Annotated in this window: 17 protein-coding genes and 4 pseudogenes; 16 read left to right on the plus strand and 5 right to left on the minus strand. The window is 66.7% G+C overall.

Translation table 11 applies throughout. The features are described 5' to 3' along the window. The first annotated feature begins 278 nt into the window (after positions 1-278). Positions 279-653, plus strand: a complete 375-nt coding sequence (locus ABZS71_RS34045) for a hypothetical protein (RefSeq protein WP_356216333.1) — start codon at positions 279-281, stop codon at positions 651-653. Between the two features lie 195 nt (positions 654-848). Here ABZS71_RS34045 and ABZS71_RS34050 read toward each other — a convergent pair whose 3' ends face one another. Together ABZS71_RS34050 and ABZS71_RS34055 are read right to left on the minus strand one after the other, a co-directional pair. Further along, positions 849-1,349: a hypothetical protein gene (locus ABZS71_RS34050; protein ID WP_356216336.1), complete on the minus strand. Its 501-nt coding sequence runs from the start codon at positions 1,347-1,349 to the stop codon at positions 849-851. Between the two features lie 1,085 nt (positions 1,350-2,434). Further along, positions 2,435-2,674 carry a hypothetical protein gene (locus ABZS71_RS34055; RefSeq protein WP_356216339.1) on the minus strand — a complete coding sequence of 80 codons (240 nt, stop codon included), beginning with the start codon at positions 2,672-2,674 and terminating at the stop codon, positions 2,435-2,437. On the opposite strand from ABZS71_RS34055, the gene ABZS71_RS34060 reads away from it, so the two are divergent. Beyond that, on the plus strand, positions 2,673-3,476 hold the full coding sequence (locus tag ABZS71_RS34060) for a DUF6461 domain-containing protein (protein WP_356216342.1): 804 nt from the start codon (positions 2,673-2,675) through the stop codon (positions 3,474-3,476). The genes ABZS71_RS34055 and ABZS71_RS34060 overlap by 2 nt on opposite strands. Before the next feature lie 299 nt (positions 3,477-3,775). Here ABZS71_RS34060 and ABZS71_RS34065 read toward each other — a convergent pair whose 3' ends face one another. Then, positions 3,776-4,348: a hypothetical protein gene (locus ABZS71_RS34065; protein WP_356216345.1), complete on the minus strand. Its 573-nt coding sequence runs from the start codon at positions 4,346-4,348 to the stop codon at positions 3,776-3,778. 220 nt (positions 4,349-4,568) lie between these two features. After that, entirely contained in the window at positions 4,569-5,414 is an 846-nt protein-coding gene (locus tag ABZS71_RS34070) for an IS5 family transposase (protein WP_356216374.1), read from the minus strand. Between the two features lie 363 nt (positions 5,415-5,777). On the opposite strand from ABZS71_RS34070, the pseudogene ABZS71_RS34075 reads away from it, so the two are divergent. The 12 genes and pseudogenes from ABZS71_RS34075 (at position 5,778) to ABZS71_RS34130 (ending at position 16,119) form a co-directional block, all read left to right on the plus strand. Beyond that, positions 5,778-7,223, plus strand: a pseudogene (locus ABZS71_RS34075) (NF041680 family putative transposase). Between the two features lie 96 nt (positions 7,224-7,319). Continuing rightward, on the plus strand, positions 7,320-8,021 hold the full coding sequence (locus ABZS71_RS34080; RefSeq protein ID WP_356216347.1) for a hypothetical protein: 702 nt from the start codon (positions 7,320-7,322) through the stop codon (positions 8,019-8,021). A 96-nt stretch (positions 8,022-8,117) separates the two neighbouring features. Then, a pseudogene (locus ABZS71_RS34085) lies at positions 8,118-9,199 on the plus strand (integrase core domain-containing protein). A 318-nt stretch (positions 9,200-9,517) separates the two neighbouring features. Beyond that, positions 9,518-9,703, plus strand: a pseudogene (locus ABZS71_RS34090) (hypothetical protein); the annotation flags it as partial. 172 nt (positions 9,704-9,875) lie between these two features. Beyond that, positions 9,876-10,826, plus strand: a complete 951-nt coding sequence (fxlM, locus tag ABZS71_RS34095; RefSeq protein ID WP_356216377.1) for a methyltransferase, FxLD system — start codon at positions 9,876-9,878, stop codon at positions 10,824-10,826. 127 nt (positions 10,827-10,953) lie between these two features. Beyond that, on the plus strand, positions 10,954-11,958 hold the full coding sequence (locus tag ABZS71_RS34100; RefSeq protein WP_356216350.1) for a hypothetical protein: 1,005 nt from the start codon (positions 10,954-10,956) through the stop codon (positions 11,956-11,958). A 263-nt stretch (positions 11,959-12,221) separates the two neighbouring features. After that, positions 12,222-12,602 carry an NUDIX hydrolase gene (locus ABZS71_RS34105; RefSeq protein WP_356216353.1) on the plus strand — a complete coding sequence of 127 codons (381 nt, stop codon included), beginning with the start codon at positions 12,222-12,224 and terminating at the stop codon, positions 12,600-12,602. A 122-nt stretch (positions 12,603-12,724) separates the two neighbouring features. After that, positions 12,725-13,063: a hypothetical protein gene (locus ABZS71_RS34110; protein ID WP_356216356.1), complete on the plus strand. Its 339-nt coding sequence runs from the start codon at positions 12,725-12,727 to the stop codon at positions 13,061-13,063. Between the two features lie 104 nt (positions 13,064-13,167). Further along, positions 13,168-14,610, plus strand: coding sequence for an NAD(P)/FAD-dependent oxidoreductase (locus tag ABZS71_RS34115; protein ID WP_356216358.1), 1,443 nt, complete (start codon positions 13,168-13,170; stop codon positions 14,608-14,610). A 62-nt stretch (positions 14,611-14,672) separates the two neighbouring features. Then, a complete protein-coding gene (locus tag ABZS71_RS34120; protein ID WP_356216361.1) occupies positions 14,673-14,957 on the plus strand; it encodes an acyl carrier protein in 285 nt (94 codons plus the stop codon). Between the two features lie 3 nt (positions 14,958-14,960). Then, positions 14,961-15,767, plus strand: coding sequence for an alpha/beta hydrolase (locus ABZS71_RS34125; RefSeq protein ID WP_356216364.1), 807 nt, complete (start codon positions 14,961-14,963; stop codon positions 15,765-15,767). Between the two features lie 22 nt (positions 15,768-15,789). After that, positions 15,790-16,119 (plus strand): hypothetical protein, encoded by a 330-nt coding sequence (locus tag ABZS71_RS34130; RefSeq protein ID WP_356216368.1) that lies wholly within the window; start codon positions 15,790-15,792, stop codon positions 16,117-16,119. Here the strand turns inward: ABZS71_RS34130 and ABZS71_RS34135 are convergent. After that, positions 16,114-16,323 (minus strand): hypothetical protein, encoded by a 210-nt coding sequence (locus tag ABZS71_RS34135; RefSeq protein WP_356216380.1) that lies wholly within the window; start codon positions 16,321-16,323, stop codon positions 16,114-16,116. The genes ABZS71_RS34130 and ABZS71_RS34135 overlap by 6 nt on opposite strands. Between ABZS71_RS34135 and ABZS71_RS34140 the strand changes: the two are divergent. Both ABZS71_RS34140 and hemE read left to right on the plus strand, forming a co-directional pair. Beyond that, positions 16,228-17,227 (plus strand): annotated as a pseudogene (locus ABZS71_RS34140) (integrase core domain-containing protein). The gene ABZS71_RS34135 and the pseudogene ABZS71_RS34140 sit on opposite strands and share 96 nt — an antisense overlap. A 475-nt stretch (positions 17,228-17,702) precedes the next feature. Next, complete coding sequence (gene hemE / locus ABZS71_RS34145; protein WP_356216371.1) at positions 17,703-18,818, plus strand: uroporphyrinogen decarboxylase; 1,116 nt, start codon at positions 17,703-17,705, stop codon at positions 18,816-18,818. The last annotated feature ends 350 nt before the right edge of the window (positions 18,819-19,168 follow it).

Below are 19,168 nucleotides of genomic sequence, written 5' to 3' on the forward strand. Positions count from 1 at the left end.
GGGGGTGGTGCTAGCCATGCCGGGGTGTACTCCTGTCTCGCCCATCCAGGCTAACCCGATAAAACGGGTGCCTCAGCCGAGGCTGTCAGAGAGGGGTTTCTGCTCAGCGGCGAGGAGACTAGCCTCGATCGCGGAGACCTCGCCGAGCCGGCCCTGTTCCTTGGCCTCCTGGACGAAGATCCTCCACGGCCGCCAACTCAGAGTTGATCTAGAAAGCGATGCTTTCTTTTGTCTCACCGTAAATACTGTTGCACACTGCCATCACGCTCGGGGGAAATATGACCGTCACCAAGCTTCTGAGACCCGCCCTCGCCGCCACACTCCTGGCCTCAGTTGCCGCCTGCGGCGCGTCGTCCGTGCCTGATGTCTCGGCGAACACCCCGCCAAGCTCGGGGCCTGCCGAGATGCGTCGTCCGGCAGACCGTGCGCCTGTCGCCGCCACCGTGCCCGACGTCATCGGCGGCAACGCCGGGCGCGCGTACGAGCAAATGAGCTCCGAACTCGACATGACATTCAAGGACGCGAGCGGACAAGGCCGTCCAGTGGACGACCCGGCTGCGTGGAAGATCTGCAACTCCCAGCCGGGCCCGAACCAGCAGATCACCAAATTCCCGGTGATCTTCAACGTGATGAAGACTACGGAGAGTTGCTAGGACGCGGCGCCGAAGTGACTGGTCCGAGGACGCCAACGGCCCACCATGGCCTTCCATCCAGCGCAACGCGGGAATGATGGGATGTGCGACGACAGAAGCCCACGGCACTTGAATCAGTCAGCCCAGTGGGCTTCTCTACTCGTGCTGGTCGACCGGAGGGACTGGCAGTAGACCGGCAACTTTCCACCGTGCATGTTAGGGGAGGTTGTAGGTGACCACGGCGCGGGCGGGGACTCGGAAGTAGTCGTTGACCGTAGGAGAGCGCTCGACCATGACGCTGACGGTGGACCCGGTGGCGCTGGTGGATTCGTAGATCCAGACGGGACCCCGCAGGGAAGAGCCGCACAAACCATCCGGAAGATCGATCTCATCGTCGGCGACCCCTTTGGCGCCGTACTTCTCATCGAACAGGGGCTCGCCTTCCGGGAGGAGGCCCGCACGGTGAAGGTAGTCCGGTATCTGGTTGCTCACGAAGGTGACCTCAGCGCTGCCGTTCCGGGTGAAGTAGTGGACGTCGGAAGCACCGGCGGGTATCGATGCACCCCCGGCGCGGATCACCTCTGGCAACTGCACGCCGCTTCCCTCGCATGCCCGGACGTCGCCGAACGGGTGGAACAGTTCATCCTTGAACAGCCAAACGATCCCTCCGGCCAGCACTGCCAGGACGACGACCACAACCCCCAGCCACGCCAGCATGCGCCACAGCCCAGTCCCTTTGTCAGGCGCACCGCTCACGTTCGCTGGATACGGCGTCCCCTCCCGACTCCTCGCCTCCCCAGTCACCGCATCTGGTCTCCGGACCGGCTCTCCCGGAATCACCATGAAGACTCCCTCGGTGTGCTGTGCATGCGGCACGCGGAGCATATGTCAGTGATCAACATTTTCTTGTCCGCGGTGGTCGATGAGGACCTCAAACGCTCGTGATGTTGCGGTCGATGGTGCTGACGAACTGGTCGGCATACTCCGTAAGGAATGGCTTCAGCTGGGCGTGACGGGTGTTCGGTCCGGCCTTGGCGAGAGAGTTTGCGATCGATCCCCAGTGCCTGCGGTATCGCATGTTGGGTGGCAGGGTGGAAGCAGAGGGGTAAGTGCGCGTTCGCTGCCGTTGACGCGCGACTACGGCCTCTGTACTGGTGAGCTCGCGTATTCAAGTGTACCGAGTTCTCCGTCAAGGGGGGCTCGTTCAATGACCTAACGAGCTCGTGCATGGTTGGCGGTGAGACGTCGAGGTTGTGATCGTTGATCATGGTCGTGTGGTGGGGAATGTGACTCGTGCAGTGATCATCAGCAACCGGCGGATCACCGGCCTGACGGCCAGTGTGATCGCTGAACTCGTCGCCGAGGTCGGCCCGTTGTGGCACGAGCGCCACCAGGCCAGGCTTGCCTCCCGGCCGCGGAAGCGGGCCGTGGGCCGGTACGTACGGGAACATCGTCCCCAGGCGGGAGTACACGAACCGCAGCCAGCGCGACTCGGACGTGTACCCCAGCAGCGCCTGCGCGACGGCGAGGCAGACCAACTCGGAGTTGGTCAGCCGGGGCGGACGGCCCAGCCATCGGATACCTCCGATCTCGTCGTCGATCTTCACGTACAGTGCGGTCAGCAGGGCGTCCAGCAGGGCGTCCAGCTCATTCGTCACAGAACGATCTTGAACGCCCTGTCTGCGGTTCCGGACACCCCGTCAGCATTCGGAATGACTCGTCTAGATCTCGCGTCTGTCTGCCCAGGTCAGACGAGCGTGACTGGCTAAGGGACGTAAGGTCGGTCTCGTCAAGGCAGGTCGTCAACCGAGAACTGGCCGCGAGAGCGTTGAAGCGGGCTCCCAGAAGCAGCCGACCGCCAAGTAGTACTGCGCAGGCCCCACCATCAGCAGTCCGCCGGCGAGGAAGGCGCCTCGCACGACGGCGAGCGGGAGGACCAGTGCCCCGAGTGCCGCGCCGGCCGCGATACCAGCGGGTGAGCAGGAGGCGGAGCGGTGCGGGGTCGGGGCTATGTCAGTGGTGGCGGGCAGACTGTGGTGCATGACTTTGGTGACCGCACATGATTACGCCTGGATACGCTCCTCCCCGCTGTTCCGCAACGCGATAGAGGGCGGATACGGCCTGACCCTGGTACGCGGCGTCGTCCCCGGCGACGTACTGCGTGCGATGGGGGCGGAGCCGCAGGGCACGTGTACGGGGGTGGACACGCTGATCGAGCAGCATCTGCACCAGCGTGGTGCGACGGACTACTGGGACGACTCCTTCATCGCGGGCGCTTTCACGGTGCCGGGTACGGACGGCGACTGGACTCTTGTCCTGCAGTTCGACGGCGGCGTGGGGATGCGGTCGCGCTTCCTGGAGGTCCTGTCGGCGGGCGGGCGGGCCGTGACGCATTCCACCAACGGGGGCGCACCCATCGACCTGTTCCACTGGTACGAGGCCGGGGAGCTTCGGACCACCTTCGAAGGGCCCACCGCCAGGCATGGCAGCACCCCCGACGACCTGGTCCCCGTGATGCGTGAGATCGGTTTCGACCTGACCGAGGACGAGGACAGCACCGGCCCGAGCAGCAACACCAAGGCAGCGGTGCTCGCCCTGACCGAGCGGCTGACCGGCGTACGACTCACGGAGGCCCTCCTCAAGGACGCCGAGTACCACCTGGGGCACGTGCCGGAGGAGCCTGCCGAGGAGTGGACCAAGGTCGTCATCGACATCACCGACGCGCACGGGGAACGGTTCTACAAGGAAGTCACCCGTGAGGAGGTCGAGGCCGCTTCGGCACGCGCCCGGGAGAAGGCCGAGGCGCCGATCGTCATCCGCGGGCCCTCGTCGCCCGCTCCCTGACTCTCACGCTTGCCAAAGCCCCGGGGCGAGGCGCGGCCGGGGCGACCCTATGACCCACTGTTCGAGCCATGGATGGAGGCCGGACTGCACGAGATGACCATCGCGCAGAACGGCGCCGTCGTCCACGACGCTGATGCCCCGAGCCCGAACCCGTAACAGCGGGGCGGCGGCCGGTGGGCCCGCGGGAGCGCGCGGGCCGGGCACGGCAACCGCCGGAGACGTTCGACCAGTGATGTGCCGTCCGAGTCCCTCTCCGTTGGACGCGGGAGGCCGGCCAATCGGGAGTGCGGGGCCCCGCCTTACGTCAGTGCGGACTTCAACGCTGGGACGGCGTCTCCTGAACTGGCGGTAGGGATCTTCCAGCGGAAGGCGTCACCGTTGCCGTCGACGTAAATGAGGGTGCCGCCCTTCTCGGAGTTGGTTATGTCGAAGGCGATGGCGTTTTTGCGGAAGGTGTGGGGCTGGACGGTAGGTCCGCCGTCATGGAAGCCGACGGGAGCAATCCTTGCCGCACCCTTGCTGTTCCCCGCCTTGACGGTGTGCCCGTTGGGAGCCTTCCAGTGGAAGCCTCCTTTTCTGGTTGTTGCCGTCACTGGGGTATTGGACCGGTTCTCGGCGCTGAAGGTGACGACGGCGTAGAGATCGTGCTCCGGGGTGCCTGTGCCGGCCTTGTGGACGTAGACCACGGTGTCGGGGGTGATCCGCATGGCCCCTCTCCCGCCGACGCCGACGGTCTCGGCGCTCTGTCTCAACCTGAGCGCCGTGCGCGGAGGCGGCTCGGGCCTACCTTGGTCCTCGCCATCGGTACAGGCGGTGAGAAGACCAAGACAGCAGACGGTTATGAGGGTGGTTGCTCTGTTGGTGTGGCGCATGATTCCTCTGAGTGGGCGCAGGCGAAGCAGTCAGGGTTCCTTCCAGGCCAGCATGTCAGCTTGATCATCTGGCTAAGGAGCAACGGGGCCAGGCGCTCCCACAGGTCATCAGGCACAAGACCATCTGACACCCGCAAGACTGTGCCACCATGCGGCCCAACTGCCAAGCCCGACAACGGATCTCTTTCTGAGAGGACGTCCCGATTGATTGAGGGATAGTTCATGGGTTATGCCAAGTTGTGGGTGTTTCGCCGGTTGCTCGTTTCGCGAGGTTCGAGATCATCGCGAGTCGGATCATGCTCTCCGAGTGGGCGGGTTTGGCCTCGTAGTCGCGGGCGAGTCGGCGGTGCATCATGATCCAACCGAAACTCCGTTCCACGACCCACCGCCTCGGGACCACCGAGAACCCCTTGACCTGGGTGTTCCTCGGGACGACGTCGACGTCGATGCCGAGAGTGGCGCCGTGTTCGATGGCCTGGGCCTTGTAGCCGGTGTCAACCCAAGCCTTGGTGATCGTGGGGTGGTCGGCGGCGATCTGGGTGAGGAGCTGTTTGCCGGCCTCATTGTCGGAGATGCTGGCGGCGGTCACCATGACCAGGAGTAATAGGCCGAGGGTGTCGACGACGATGCTGCGTTTGCGGCCCACGATCTTCTTGCCGGCATCGGTTCCCTGGGTGTCGGTGCGGACGCTGGGGGCGGTCTTGACGCTTTGGGCGTCGATGACGCAGGCGGTGGGCTCGGCGGTGCGTCCTTCCTGCTCACGGACCATCCGGTGCAGGTGGACGCCGAGTTTCTCGATGGTGCCGTCGGCGGTCCAGTCGCTGAAGTAGCTGAACACGGTGGTGTGTGGCGGGAAGTCGTGCGGAAGGTAGCGCCAGGGGATGCCGGTCCGGTTGAGGAAGAGGATCGCGTCCATCACTTCGCGCAGGTCAGTGACCTTGCCGCCGAGGTTGAGCGAGGTCTTCTGCCGCTCGGTCCGCCAGGCCGTCAAGGTCGGCTCCATCAGCGCCCAGCGGGCATCGGACAGGTCGCTCGGGTACGGCTGGCGCTGCTGCGAGGGGGTCATGGGGATACTCACGCACGGGGCTCTTGGTCGGACATATCGCTCGATCAGGCGAGGCAAAAGCTAACTTCAGGCGCGTATTCGAACCGGACAGGAGCTATCGGTAGAAAACGGGGTAAAGAGCAAGGCCAGGTGTGCCTCGACCGAAGAGACATACCGATCGTTCTCCCTGTACGCGCCGATTCCCGGCAAGCGCCAACTACCGCAAACCGCCACATAGATGACACGAACGTCCTCTAAGCTTGGCGTTTAACGTCGCAGGTCACTCGACCTGCTGAGATCCCCGGGAACCGGCGGCACGTGACGCGGCCGTTCTTCACGCTTCGAGATGTCGAGTAACGAAGCACGAAAGAACGGCCGCTGCCCATGAGTTTCCCCGTCGACGCGCCCGCAGACGAGGCATTGAGGGTGTTGTCCCGCTTTCGGGTCGACTTCTACGACTGCCTGTACCGCCGTGCCGATGCGCTCTTCGAGCTCACCGACGCGGTGTTGTGCGCGGACGGGCCGGTGAAGACCCTGGTCGAGCTCTGCCTGGCGGTCGAGCACCGGCGGGGGCACGGGGCCCTGTATGCCGCGTTGGACCGGGGCTGGCTGGAGCCGACGCGGTTGCGCCGCGCGCTGGCTGGCCTGCCGCTGCCGAGGGCGGCCGACGGGCGCATCGTGCTGGCGGTGGATGTCAGCCACTGGCTCCGCCCGGACGCCCCGACCAGCGACGACCGGCTGTTCTGCCACGTCTACGGGCGCGGAGACCGCAAGACGGATCAGTTCGTGCCGGGCTGGCCGTACTCCTTCGTCGCCGCCCTGGAGACCGGCCGGACCTCCTGGGTCGCATTGCTGGACGCCGTGCGCCTCGGGCCGGCGGACGACGCGACCGCCGTCACCGCTGCCCAACTACGAAACGCCGTCTAGCAGTTGATCCAGGCCCAGCAGTGGCAGGCCGGTGATCCGGAGATCTGGATCGTCATGGACTCCGGCTACGACGTCGCCTACCTCTCCCACGCCCTGGCGGACCTGCCCGTCGTCCTGGTCGGACGCCTGGGCTCAGACCGCGTCATGCTCCGCGACCCCGGCCCCGCCCGCTGCGGGCCGAAGGGCGGACGGCCGCGTCGGCACGGCGGCGTCCTGACCTTCGCCAAGCCCGACAGCTGGCACGAACCCGAGGTCACCACCAGCACGGACACCACCCGCTACGGCAAGGCCGAAGCCAGAGCCTGGGACCGGATGCACCCCCGGCTCACCCACCGCGGCCCCTGGCTGGACCACGCGGAAGAGGAACTGCCCATCCTGCACGGCACGTTGATCCGCCTCCAGGTCGAGCGCCTGCCGGGCGACCGCGACCCGAAGCCGGTCTGGCTGTGGTGCTCGGCCACCGCCGCCACACCGGCGGACGTGGACCGCTGGTGGCAGTCGTTCCTCCGCAGATTCGATCTTGAGCACACCTTCCGGCTCATGAAACAGACTCTCGGCTGGACCGCCCCGAAGGTCCGTCACGCGGACACCGCCGACCTGTGGACCTGGCTCATCATCGCCGCCCACACCCAGCTCCGCCTGGCCCGACCCCTCGCCGAGGACCTACGCCGCCCCTGGGAACGACCGGCCGAGCCCCGCCGCCTCACCCCCGCCCGGGTGCGGCGGGGGTTTCGCAACGTCCGCGCGACCACTGCCCGTCCGGCGGCCGCACCGAAACCGTCCCGGCCAGGGCCGGGACGCCCCGCCAGCTCGAAGAACAAACACCGGGCCAGGCACCACGACGTCGGCAAGACCGTCAAACGCGCCGAGTCACTCAAGGAACACCAAGCCCGCCCACGTTAAACGCCAAGCTAAGAGCCTGTTTTCGATCCGCGACTGGTGCTGAAGCTCCCCTGACGGAGTCGCGCTGGACGGTTGGCATGAGACAGGGTTGGACACATGTCAGATGCTCTCTATGGACTGATGGGTGCGCTCGGGGGCTCGGTCGTCACTGCGGTAGCCGCCTATTGGGGTCCTCTGCATCAGCAGCGTGAAGCGGCCAAACAGGCTCGCTGGGAGGCTGAGTTCCAAAGAGCGGAGGACCGTAGGCTGGCGGAGATGCAGGTCGAAGCCGCTCGTGAGGAGACTCAAGCGGCTCGCGAGGAAGCGCATGCGGCCCGAGGGGAAGTCGCAAAACAGGAGCAAATCGGGCGCCTCGCTGAAATCCGTACGGCACTCCGTGAATGGCAAGAGGTGCTGGACCGAACGGTTCAGGAGATGTGGAACGGTGCCCCTGTTAACCTTGAACGGTTCGATGCTGCCGAGGATAGTGCGAGGATCAGAGCGTCGCGGGCCATCGACGATGTGATGCGTGACGAGTGGTTCATCCCGCAGTCGAAGTATGACCGTCACGATGGAACGGGCAGATATCGCACGTCGGCGAACGGCCAAGTCATGGCTGCAATGCGTGACTATCGTGATCTGATCCGGGAGAGCGTGCTCTCAAACTCTCAGGCCAGCCCGGCACTCTTGCGAGATCTAATGTGGTCTCAGGCCGAGGCTACCGAAATGCGAGGCATGATGAGCCAGGTGATCGAAGCTCGTATGCGGGAGGTCCACACGGGTGAGGACCAGGGGCGGGTAATCTCACGCGAATGGTAATCAGGCTGCCTGCGCGAGCGGGGATCGTGTGCCGCTCGAAAAATCATCGCCGCAGGGTGAACGGGACGCGGTCAGTCCGCTGGGATCATGTCCTCCGTGATCGTGTCCTTGCTGTACAAGGTGACCCGGAAGCTGCTGACTGTTCCATCGGTGCTCCTGCGTCGCGGGACGGCGAAGGACGCGGAACTGCTGGTGCTGCGGCACGAGAACGCGGTCCTGCGCCGCCAGTTAGCCGGACCGGTCCGCTATGAGCCCACCGACCGGTTCTGGTTCGCAGCGCTGTCCGGGCTGATACCCCGGCGCCACTGGCGCGAGATCTTCCCTGTCACCCCCGGCACCTTGCTTGCCTGGCACCGCAGGTTCATCGCCGCGAAGTGGGACTACACCGCGCGCCGACGCACGGGACGACCACCCACCCCGGTAGCGATCAGGACGCTCGTTATGCGGCTGGCCCGGGAGAATCCGCGGTGGGGACACCGACGGATCCAAGGGGAGTTGACCCGACTCGGACACCAAATCGCCGCCTCGACGGTGTGGGAGATCCTCCGCTCGGCCGGCATCGACCCCGCGCCACGTCGCTCAGGCCCCACCTGGCGCTAGTTCCTGACCGCGCAAGCCGAGGGCATCATCGCGGCAGACTTCTTCCACATCGACACCGCCCTGGCAGACGGTTGTACGCGCTGGTGTTCCTCGAGCACGGCACCCGGCGACTGCACATCACCGGGGTCACCGCCCACCCGACACACGACTGGGCGGTGCAGCAAGCGCGGAATCTCACCGCCGACCTGGCAATACGCATCGAATCCCTGCGCTTCTTGCTGCGCGACCGCGATGGCAAGTACGGCGAGGCCTTCGACGCCGTCTTCCAGGCCGAGGAGATGGAGATCCTCAAAAGTGCGCCACAGGCTCCCCGCATGAACGCGCACTGCGAACGCATCATCGGCAGCATCCGACGCGAAGCCCTCGACCACGTCCTCATCATGAACGAGGCCCACGCCCGCCACGTCTTCGCGGCCTACGAACGGCACTACAACGAACACCGACCCCACCAGGCCCGCAACCAGCTACCACCCAACGCTCACAAACAATCCGCCGCGGCGGATGACCTCCACACCCACAGAGTCGAGCGCATCCGGATCCTCGGCGGCCTCATCAACGAGTACAGATACACGGCATGACGTGCAGCGATGACTTTTCGAGCGGCACACCCGGCGACGAGATCCCCAGTCCGCAGCGGCACAGGGCCGCTGTTCACCGGTTGATGACGGTCGACGTCAGCACCACCAGCCGCAGCGTCACCGAGGGCCGACTCGCGCCGCTGGCCGAGTGGATAGCCACGTTCGAGTGGTTCGGCCAGCAGCTCGCAGACCTCAATCGCCAGGGCCGCCTGGAACGAGGGCTGCGAGATCGCCCACCACGGCATCTTCCACTGGAATCGTCTGGGCCTCCCCGCGGAGGACCAGCACGCCTTGTCAACACTCGCGAGAGAGGTAGTCATGGGAACGAGCGACAACGCCGCGTCCACCCGAGCTGAGGGGGCGCCGAGCACTACGGTCAACGGGGTGAACAGTGACACCGTCGAAGCCCTTTCCGCCGACCGCCTGCGCTCCCAGTTGATCGACCATCTGGTCGAGCAGGGATGCGTGCGCACGCCCCGCGTGGAGGAGGCCATGCGGACCGTGCCCCGCCACCTCTTCGTTCCGAACGCCCCACTGGAGAAGGCGTACGGCAACGCCCCCCGTGGACACCAAGTTCGACGAGAGCGGCGCTTCCATCAGCTGCGCCTCCCAGCCCGACATCGTCGGCATGATGCTGGAACAGCTCGACGTCCAGCCCGGCTAAAAGATCCTGGAGCTGGGGGCCGGCACCGGCTTCAACGCCGGCCTCCTCGGCTACCTCGTCGGCGAGACGGGGCACGTCACCACGATCGATGTGGACGAGGACATCGTGGACGGAGCGCGCGGCGGACTGGCCGCCGCCAACATCCACAACGTGGAAGTGATCCTCGGAGACGGAGCCGTGGGCCACGCCCCCAACACGCCGTATGACCGCATCGAAGCCACCGTCGGCGCCCACGGCGTGCCGCACGCCTGGCTCGACCAGCTCGCCCCCGGCGGACGGCTCCTCACCCCGCTGCGCCTGCGCGGCAGCGTCTCCCGCTCGATCGCCTTCGAGAACCAGGACGGAGCCTGGCGCAGCGTCGGCAGCCAGATGAACACGTTCATGCCGCTTCGCCGGGGCATCGCCGACGACCCGCGCGTCTTCGTTCCCCTGGACCCGGACAACACCGTCACCCTCGTCACCAACGGAGACCAGAAGGTCGACGCGGACGCCCTGAGCGACATCTTCCGCCAGCCGCGCACCGAGGTGTGGACGGACGTCACCTTCAGGGGCCCGGAGTCGGCGGAATACCTGGAGCTGTGGCTCACCTGCGCCATGCCGAACGGCCTGAGCCGGATGCCCGCCAGGGCCGAGGCCATCGAGAAGGGCCTGGTCACCGCGCCCTACCCGTCATCGACCGCGGTCTTCGAGGGCGGCACGCTCACCTACCTCACCCGGCGCCCGTACGCGAAGAAGGCCCCCGACGGCGCCACACTGTACGAGTTCGGCGTCATCGGCCACGGCCATGACGCCGAGGCCCTGGCCGGAGACGTCGCGGACCAGATCCGCACCTGGAACCGGGACTTCCGCAGCCGCGAGGTCAAGTTCGAGCTCCAGCCGCTCGACGCGGCGGCGCTCGAACCGAAGCCCGGCCGCTTCGCCTTCGACAACGCGCTGAACCGCATCGTCATCCAATGGCAGTGACATGGACGTCAGCCAGATAGCACGGCGGTTCCCACTCGTAGCCCGCCCGCGTCCGGCCTGCCCACCCCTCGCGGATCGGGTCCGAGAGATCACGGACCTGGCCCGCTCCGCCGAGCACGACGGCAAGGTGACCTCCGCAACCGTCGCGCTGAACAAGGCGGCGCTGATCGCGAGTGACTGCGGCATGCCAGACCTGGCGCGTGCTCTGTGCTGGCGTCACACCGAGGTCTTCCTGCGCGCTCAGCCCCTGAGCGCGCAGGAGGCCCGGTACGCCCTGGAGCCCCTGGTCAACCTGGCCCGTCTGTGCATCCGCGACGGCGACGGCGACGGCGCGTACCACCTGCTCGACTCCTTGAACCGATCGGGGAGATCGAAGACGGAAGCGGACATCGACGGCCGCACCATGTCCTTCCAGCACCTCACGCGGTCGGCGGCCGACCATCAGCAGGTGTGCCAGTGGCTGTGGACCGTCCTCCTCGGCGACGGAACCCGCGCCCTCGTCACAGCCGGACAGTGGGACCGCGCACGGGCCCACAGCGAGCAGCACTGCGGCGTAGGCCAGCGCCTCTTCGACGGGCGTCAAGTGGGAGTGCTCGTCCGCTGCCTCGGCGGGCGGCCCGGCGAGGCATTGGAGTTCCTGAACAAGAGCACCCTGGAGGAGGACTGGGAGCACGCGGTCGCTGGGTGCCTCACCGCGCTCTGCCTCACCACGGCCGGCGAGGACCCCCTCGGCTCTGTCGAGAACACGGTGAGGCACTATCTGGCCCTCGACACGGATCCCGAGCTTGCCGTCTTCCGCACCCGCGTCGGACTGACTGTGCTCGACCTCTCTCCGCATAGCCGCCGAGCCGATGCGTCGCACCGACTCACCCGTGAGGCAACGGCATCCGGGGACGGATACGTCGCGCGGGACGTCCTTGCGCATCCCATCTGCTGCAAGGAGATCAGCCCACACGAGCACCGTACGTTGTCGGTTGCCGTCGCCTCGGCCGGCCTCGGCAAGGAGTATATGCCCGCCCCCCCTGGAGCGGGCTCTGCGGGACGCTACGTCGGTTTCGGCAAGAGTCTGGGAACGCCACTTCACCGGCCGAGCCGATTCAACCGAGCAGATCGGTCGCTGTCATATCGCTGATGTTGTCGGCCACCCTCGACCGGCAGCTGATCCGAATCGGTCGACGTGAACCGTTCTACTGCTTGTTGCTCGCGGTGTCGGCGTTTCAGCCATTCCCGGCCCGGAGCAAGCCGCTCCAAGCCAGACCAGGGATCTGCGCCCGCAAGGCTCCCTCGCCCAGGAGATGGGGGGCGGCCTGGCACGACCGAATGACGTGTGTTCGATATCGCAGCCGGGTCGTTAGATCTCACGACTCCGCCACAGCGACCGTCGTAGGGCAAACGATGACCTCGGCCATTACGCAGGACCAGCCGGCACAACCACCGAAGGGCACCTCGCAGTACGACGAACCGCAGGAGGCCAGTGTTCGAGAAGAGGAATACCTCGATCGCGCCGGGCAGCACGCCGCCTCCCGGCACGCGGTGTGGGTCGGCGCCGCCGCGATCATCACCGACGAGGTCGGCCGCGTCCTGCTCGTTCACCCCACCTACCGCAAGGACAACCGGTGGCTGCTGCCCGGAGGAGTCGTCGAACTTGGCGAACACCCGCACGTCGCCTGCCGGCGTGAAATCACCGATTCACTAGGCAAGTGGGTTGTCGGAATCAAAGTTGTCGAGTTCGGGTCAGTCTATCCGGCACCCCGGCGACTCGCGGGGGACCCTTGAACTCTGTCTACCTCTGCTAAGCCGGTGGACGACGGCCACCCCTGGCGCTACGCGTCCTCGATGATCGCGCGCTGTAAGTCTTGATCGTTGACCTGTCTGTGCAGGTCAGGAGTGGCGCAGGCGTGGGGACGGCCACCGCGATCGTGGTCGTTTGTGAAGACACGCAAGATGTGCTGGCCGCGGAGGCCGCGATAGCCCAACGGGAGTGGACGGCGGCGCTCGGGGGGGGTGATGGCGCAGGTCGCGGACTGCTTCCCGCGGCCGACTCGCGGCTGCTGGCGCGGGAGGCGGTGAAGGCGATGCTGATGGAGCTGGAGCGGCGCAACTGCTGGTCGCTGGCCGAGGCGCTGGGGCATGGCGGGCCGCACCGGCTGCAGCACTTCCCTGGCGAACCGCCGAACCGCCGAACCGATCAGCGACCGAACCGCGCTGACGAATCGAGGTCAGTTCATTGGAATTGAGGTTAAGGGCCCCTTTAGAGGTGATGAGGCCATCCCTTAACCACCGCATGGTTATGTGTCGTTGGGGCCCTTCCCGACAGCCGTGCGAAGCGAGGGGATCATAGATGTCAAATGTTCTGGTGATAGGCGGTGGGCCGGGAGGTTCGCTGACGGCGATGCTGCTGGCCCGCGCCGGTATCGACGTCACTTTGCTGGAGCGGGAGACATTTCCCAGATACCACGTCGGTGAATCGCTCACCTCGTCATGCAGGGTCATGATGGATATCGCCGGCGTCCTGGAGAAGGTGGACGCCGCCGGATTCACCAGTCGTCGAGGTGCTCTGCTGAGGTGGGGCGCCGAGGACTGGACCATCGACTGGGCGGAGCTCTTCGGCCCGGACGTGCGCGGCTGGCAGGTGGAGCGCGCCGAGTTCGACGAGATCCTGCTGCGGCACGCACAGGAGCAGGGGGTCGAGGTCGTCGAGGGCGCCCACGTCAAGAAGGTGGTCTTCGACGGAGACCGTCCGGTCGCCGCGGAGTGGGTGGACACGAAGCACGGCAACGCTCAGCGGGTGGCCGAGTTCGACTTTCTTGTCGACGCCTCCGGCCGCTCGGGAGTGCTCGCCGCGCAGCACTTCCGGAATCGCCGGGCCCACGAGATCTTCCGCAACGTTGCGATCTGGGGCTACTGGGACGGTGGCGAGCTGTCGGAAGGCACGCCCTCGGGTGGCCTCAACGTCGTATCCACGCCCGATGGTTGGTTCTGGGTCATTCCACTGCGGGACGGAAAATTCAGCATCGGGTTCGTGACGCACAAGACGCGCTTCATTGAGCGGCGCAAGGAATTCACATCAGACGACGAGATGCTGCTGACGCTGGTTCAGGAATCCGATACGGTACGCGGCCAATTGGCGGGCGCCGAATTCACCGGGCCCACGCGGGTCGAGCAAGACTACTCGTACGTCGCCGACAGTTTCTGTGGCCCCGGCTATTTCCTGGTCGGGGACGCCGCCTGTTTCCTCGACCCGCTGCTGTCCACCGGAGTGCATCTGGCGATGTATAGCGCGGTGCTCGCGGCCGCGTCCGTGATCGGCGCGGACAGCGGGCAGATCAACGAGCGTGAGGCACAAGGGTTCTACGAGTCCCTGTTCCGCAACGCCTACGCCCGCCTCATCGTGTTGGTGTCCGGCGTCTACGAGCAGTACAAGGGCACCGAAAGCTACTTCTGGCTGGCCCAGCGGCTGGTCAGGGAGAAGGAGCGGTACGACCGCCCGAACGGGGCCTTCGCCGAGATATCCGCGGGGCTCAGCGACCTCAGGGACGCGGCCGACTCGCGGGGCACGAGCGCCATGCCGGAGCTGATCGAGGAGGCGGACCAGGCGCGGCAGCGTGCCGACGAGAACGCCCCGGAGGGTCAGACCGCCAATCTCAGTGCGCTTCGCATCGAGCCCAGCGATCTCTACGACGATGCCTCGGGCCTGTACTTGGTTACGCACCCGGCCCTCGGGGTCAAACGAGCGCGTCCGGCTGCCGCGCCCTCCAGTGACCACGCAGAGGCCGGCCACTGAGCCCCGACGTCCCAGTAGATCGCCCAGGGGCCGTCACCCCGTCCAGATGAAGGAGAACAAGCATGTCTGCGCTGCCACCCGAGGTGTTGACGTGGATCTACGAGCAGAACCCGGACTTCGAGGACATCGACCCCGACCTTGACCTGTTCGACACCCGACTGGTCAACTCCCTCTCGCTGATCGAGTTCGTCGTCGTCATCGAAAGGGCCAGCGGACAGGTCATCGACCGGCGACAGCTCAAGACCGAGGACTTCCAGACCCTGCGCACGATTCAGGAGAAGTTCTTCGGTGGGCCGGCGGAATCGGCCACGGCCGCCGCGTCGGCCATTGTGACGGAGGCCGGCTGAGTCGTGCCTACGGCCACAGTCAACGGAGTCCGAGTCTCCTACCGCGTTCAGGGTGAGGGCGACCCGCTGCTCCTGATCGGTCCGGCCGCTTCACCGGCGGCCGTCTGGGACCGGCATCAAGTTCCAGATCTCGTACGGGCCGGATTCCAGGTCATCACCTTCGACCTCCGCGGGAGCGCCCCCTCGGACGCTCCGCCCGGCCCCTACGCGCTCGACGACTTCGTCACTGACACGGCGGAGCTGATCCGTTGGCTGGACATCGCGCCCTGCCTGGTGGCGGGAGTCTCGATCGGCGCGATGATCGCCCAGGAGCTGGCCAGAGAGCATCCCGGGCTGGTCGGCGGGCTCGCGCTCTTGGCGACTCGGGGGCGGTCGGACGTCTTCCGTGACGCGCTGGCACGGGGCTGCGCGGATGCCATGCGGGCCGGCGACGCGGTGCCCGTAGGGTTCTCGTCGGTGGCCACGATCAGCCAGTTGTTCGCTCCCGAGACCCTGGCCGACGACAAGTTCGCCGAGGACTGGCTGACGACCCTGTCCCTCTTCCCGCAGCGGGGAGAGGGGCTCGCGGCCCAGTACGAGGCCACCGTCACCGGCGACCGGCTGCCGGGACTGCGCGACATCAGGTGTCCGTCGCTCGTCCTCGCGTTCGCCCACGACATCGTCATGCCGCCCGCCATGGGGCGTGCGGTGGCCAATGCCATCCCGGGCTGTCGCTTCGAACTGATTGAACAATGCGAGCATTTCGGGTTCCTTGAGCGCCCCGAGGAGGTCAACCGCATGCTCGTCGACTTCTTCCGCACCGCCGTGTGACGCCGTTTCCCAGGAGGGATCCATGGAACGCCTGTATTCGACGGACGCCGACAGCCGCCGGGCCACGCACGTGGAACTGCGCCAACGGCGCCCCGGCGAACTGGACTTCGAGATGGCCGCCGTCGAGTCGGAGCCACCGCGTGCTGGCGAGGTGGCCGTCCAGGTGTTCGCCGCGGGGCTCAACTTGCCCGACGTACTGACGGCGATGGGGCTCTCCGCAGCGTACTTCGAGGACCCTGCCCTTGCCGGAAACCTCATCCGCCCTGGTGGGGGCGGTTCTTCGGGTTTCCCGAAATCTGGCCGCGGTCGCTCGAGCTCGCGCTCTCGCGCAGTTGCCGTCAGCGCGTCATGATGATCGATCGTGCTGCTGCGACTGGCTTACCTGGGTGTGGCGAACGCGTTCGCGATGCTGCGCCTGCTGCCGATGGCCAATCGGGACAAGGACGCGGAGATCCTCGCCCTGCGCCACCAGATCACCGTGCTGGAACGCCAACTTGGCAAGGACAAGATCCGGTTCACGCCGAGCGATCGGGCGTTCCTGGCTGCGCTGTTGCACCGGTTGCCACCGCACGTCCTGCGAAGATTACGGCTGCTCGTACGCCCCGACACGGTGCTGCGTTGGCACCGCGACCTCGTCGCACGCCGCCATGCCGTCTCTTGCCGGCCCAAACGCCCGGGAAGACCGCGTACCGTGCGCTCGATCCGGCATCCTGGTACTGCGCCTGGCGAAGGAGAACCCGAGCTGGGGGTACAGGGGCCTGCACGGCGAGTTGCTCGTGCTGGGGGTGAGGGTGGGCGCGTCCACCGTCTGGGAAATCCTGAAGGAGGCCGGCATCGATCCTGCGCCCGAGCGGAACTCCAGTACCTGGGCCAGTTTTCTGCGTTCCCAGGCTGAGGCGCTTCTGGCCTGCGACTTCATGGAAACAGTCACCCTGTCGGGGGTACGGATATACGTGCTCGTGGTGATCGAACACGGCAGTCGCCGGATCCGCGTCCTGGGCGCCACGACGCATCCGATCGCCTCCTGGGTAGCCCAAGCGGCGAAGAACCTCGTCATGGACCTCGAAGACCTCGGCTGCCGGGCACGGTTCATGATCCGGGACCGGGACGGGAAGTTCCCCGAACTGTTCGATGCCGTCCTCAAGGACGCGGGGATCGACGTCGTGCTCAGCGGCATCCAGATGCCAAGGATGAACTCGATCATGGAAAGGTGGATACAGACCTGTCGCCGCGAGCTCCTGGACCGGACGTTGATCTGGAACCAGCGGCACCTCCTCCACACCTTGCGCGAGTTCGAGCAGTTCTACAACGGACACCGACCACACCAGGGCATCGCGAACGCCAGGCCACTGCACCCATTGCCCCCGCCGATCGACGATCCCAACACGTTAACCCGCCTCGACGTACGCCGACACGATCGCCTCGGCGGCATCCTCCACGAGTACCGACATGCAGCGTGACCTGCACGGATGAAGTTTCCGGCAAGGGCAATGTCGGGGGCCTGCGCCTGCGCGACCCTGAAGTAGACCTCCTCGGTCCCGGAGTCGATCACGTCGATCATGGCGCTGGACGACGGCGCCACCCACTGCCCGCCGATGAAGAAACGGTCCGTCCGCCCGATCGGCGCCTCCGCGCGTCCCGCCAGGCTCATCCGGTCATCCTCCCGATCGCCGTCTCGACGGCGCTCATGTTCGCGTGCGCCCGACGGAGGCGTAAATGGCGCTCCGCCTACGATCCGCCACTGCGGGGTAACTGGGACTTCCATCCCGGGGCACGGCCCGTCCGGGATCTCGACCGGCCCCTTGACTGACCGTCAAACGCCTGCCGGGACGGCCGACCGGGCTCTGCTACGCTGCCAACCGCCCCCTTCCGAGGGTTCCGAGCTCTCTATTTGAGTCCCGTCGATACCGGGGCGATTCAACAGGATGGAACAGCGTGGACGTCGGCATCCGGGAAGCAGTCGGTCCGAAGCCGGGGTCCGGCAATGTCCAGCCCAAGAAGCTGCTCCTGCGCGCACTCGCGGGAGAGCGGACCGAGCGGCCGCCGGTCTGGCTGATGCGGCAGGCCGGACGGTACCTGCCTGAGTACCACAAGGTCCGCGAGGCGGCCGGGGGCATGGTGGGGCTCTGCACCACGCCCGAGCACGCCGTCGAGGTCACCCTGCAGCCGCTGCGCCGCTTCCCGCTCGACGCCGCCATCGTGTTCGCGGACCTTCCGCAGGTCGCCGCCGCACTGGGCCAGACCCTGGACTACCGGGTCGGCGAGGGGCCGGTGTTGACGCCGCCCGTGCGCTCGACGGCGGACATCGCCGAATTCCTGAGCATCTCCCGCCTCCACGAGGAACTGGCCCCGATCTACGAGACGGTCAGTCAGCTGACGCGCGCCCTGCCCGCCGAGACGGCCCTGATCGGTTATGCCGGCGCACCGTGGACCATCGCCACCTACATGGTCGAAGGCCGCGGCGGCGCCGCCTCGGAGCACTCCGTCGTCAAGCAGTGGGCGCTGAGCGACCCCGACGGGTTCCAGCCCCTGATGGACCTGCTGACGACCGCCATCATCCAGTTCCTCGGCCGTCAGATCGAGGCGGGCGCCGAAGCGGTCCAGTTGTTCGACAGCTGGGCCGGGGTGCTTCCGGACGTCCTCTTCGACCGCTGGTGCGTCAAGCCGATCGCCGCCATCATCAGCGCGCTGAAGGCGCAGTACCCGGACGTTCCCGTCATCGCGTTCCCCCGGGGCGCCGGGCTCTCCTACAATGGCTTCGCCGAGGCGACCGGTGCGGACTGCATCGGCCTGGACTCCACGGTTCCCCTCGACTGGGCCGCGCGCAACCTCCAGCGCGGGCTGGGCCGTTGCGTGCAGGGCAACCTCGACCCCCAGCTGCTGATCGCCGGCGGTCCCGCGCTCCACACCGAGACGGAGCGCATCCTGCGCGGCCTGAGCGGGGGGCCGTTCGTGTTCAATCTGGGACACGGCATCGTCAAGACCACGCCCATCGAGCACGTCACCGCCGTCGTCGAGCAGGTGCGCGCCTGGAGCACGCCCACGGCGTAGGGCCGGCTGCAGCCGAACCCCGGCCGCTCACCGCGCAGCGCGCGGGCTGAGCCGGCCGGGGTTCGGCGTTCGCCCCGAGGGGCGGCTTCGGCCAGGAAGGCGGACCGTGGCCGGTCCACCGGTGCAGTGGAAAGGGCCCTGGGGACCCGGCGCGAGCCGGGTCCCCAGGGCCCTTCAACGTACTGCGGTCCGCCCTGCGTCAGCTGATCCGGAGCGGAAGGCACAGCGGCCCGCGGACCAGGCGCCCGCCCCAGACCACCGTGGACGGGTCCTGGAGGCTGAACTCCGGGATCCGCTCCAGCCAGACCTCAAGTGCGACGCGCAGTTCCATCCGGGCCAGGTGCGAGCCC

Source organism: Streptomyces sp. NPDC005393 (assembly GCF_040606675.1).
In the GTDB taxonomy this organism is placed as follows: domain Bacteria; phylum Actinomycetota; class Actinomycetes; order Streptomycetales; family Streptomycetaceae; genus Streptomyces.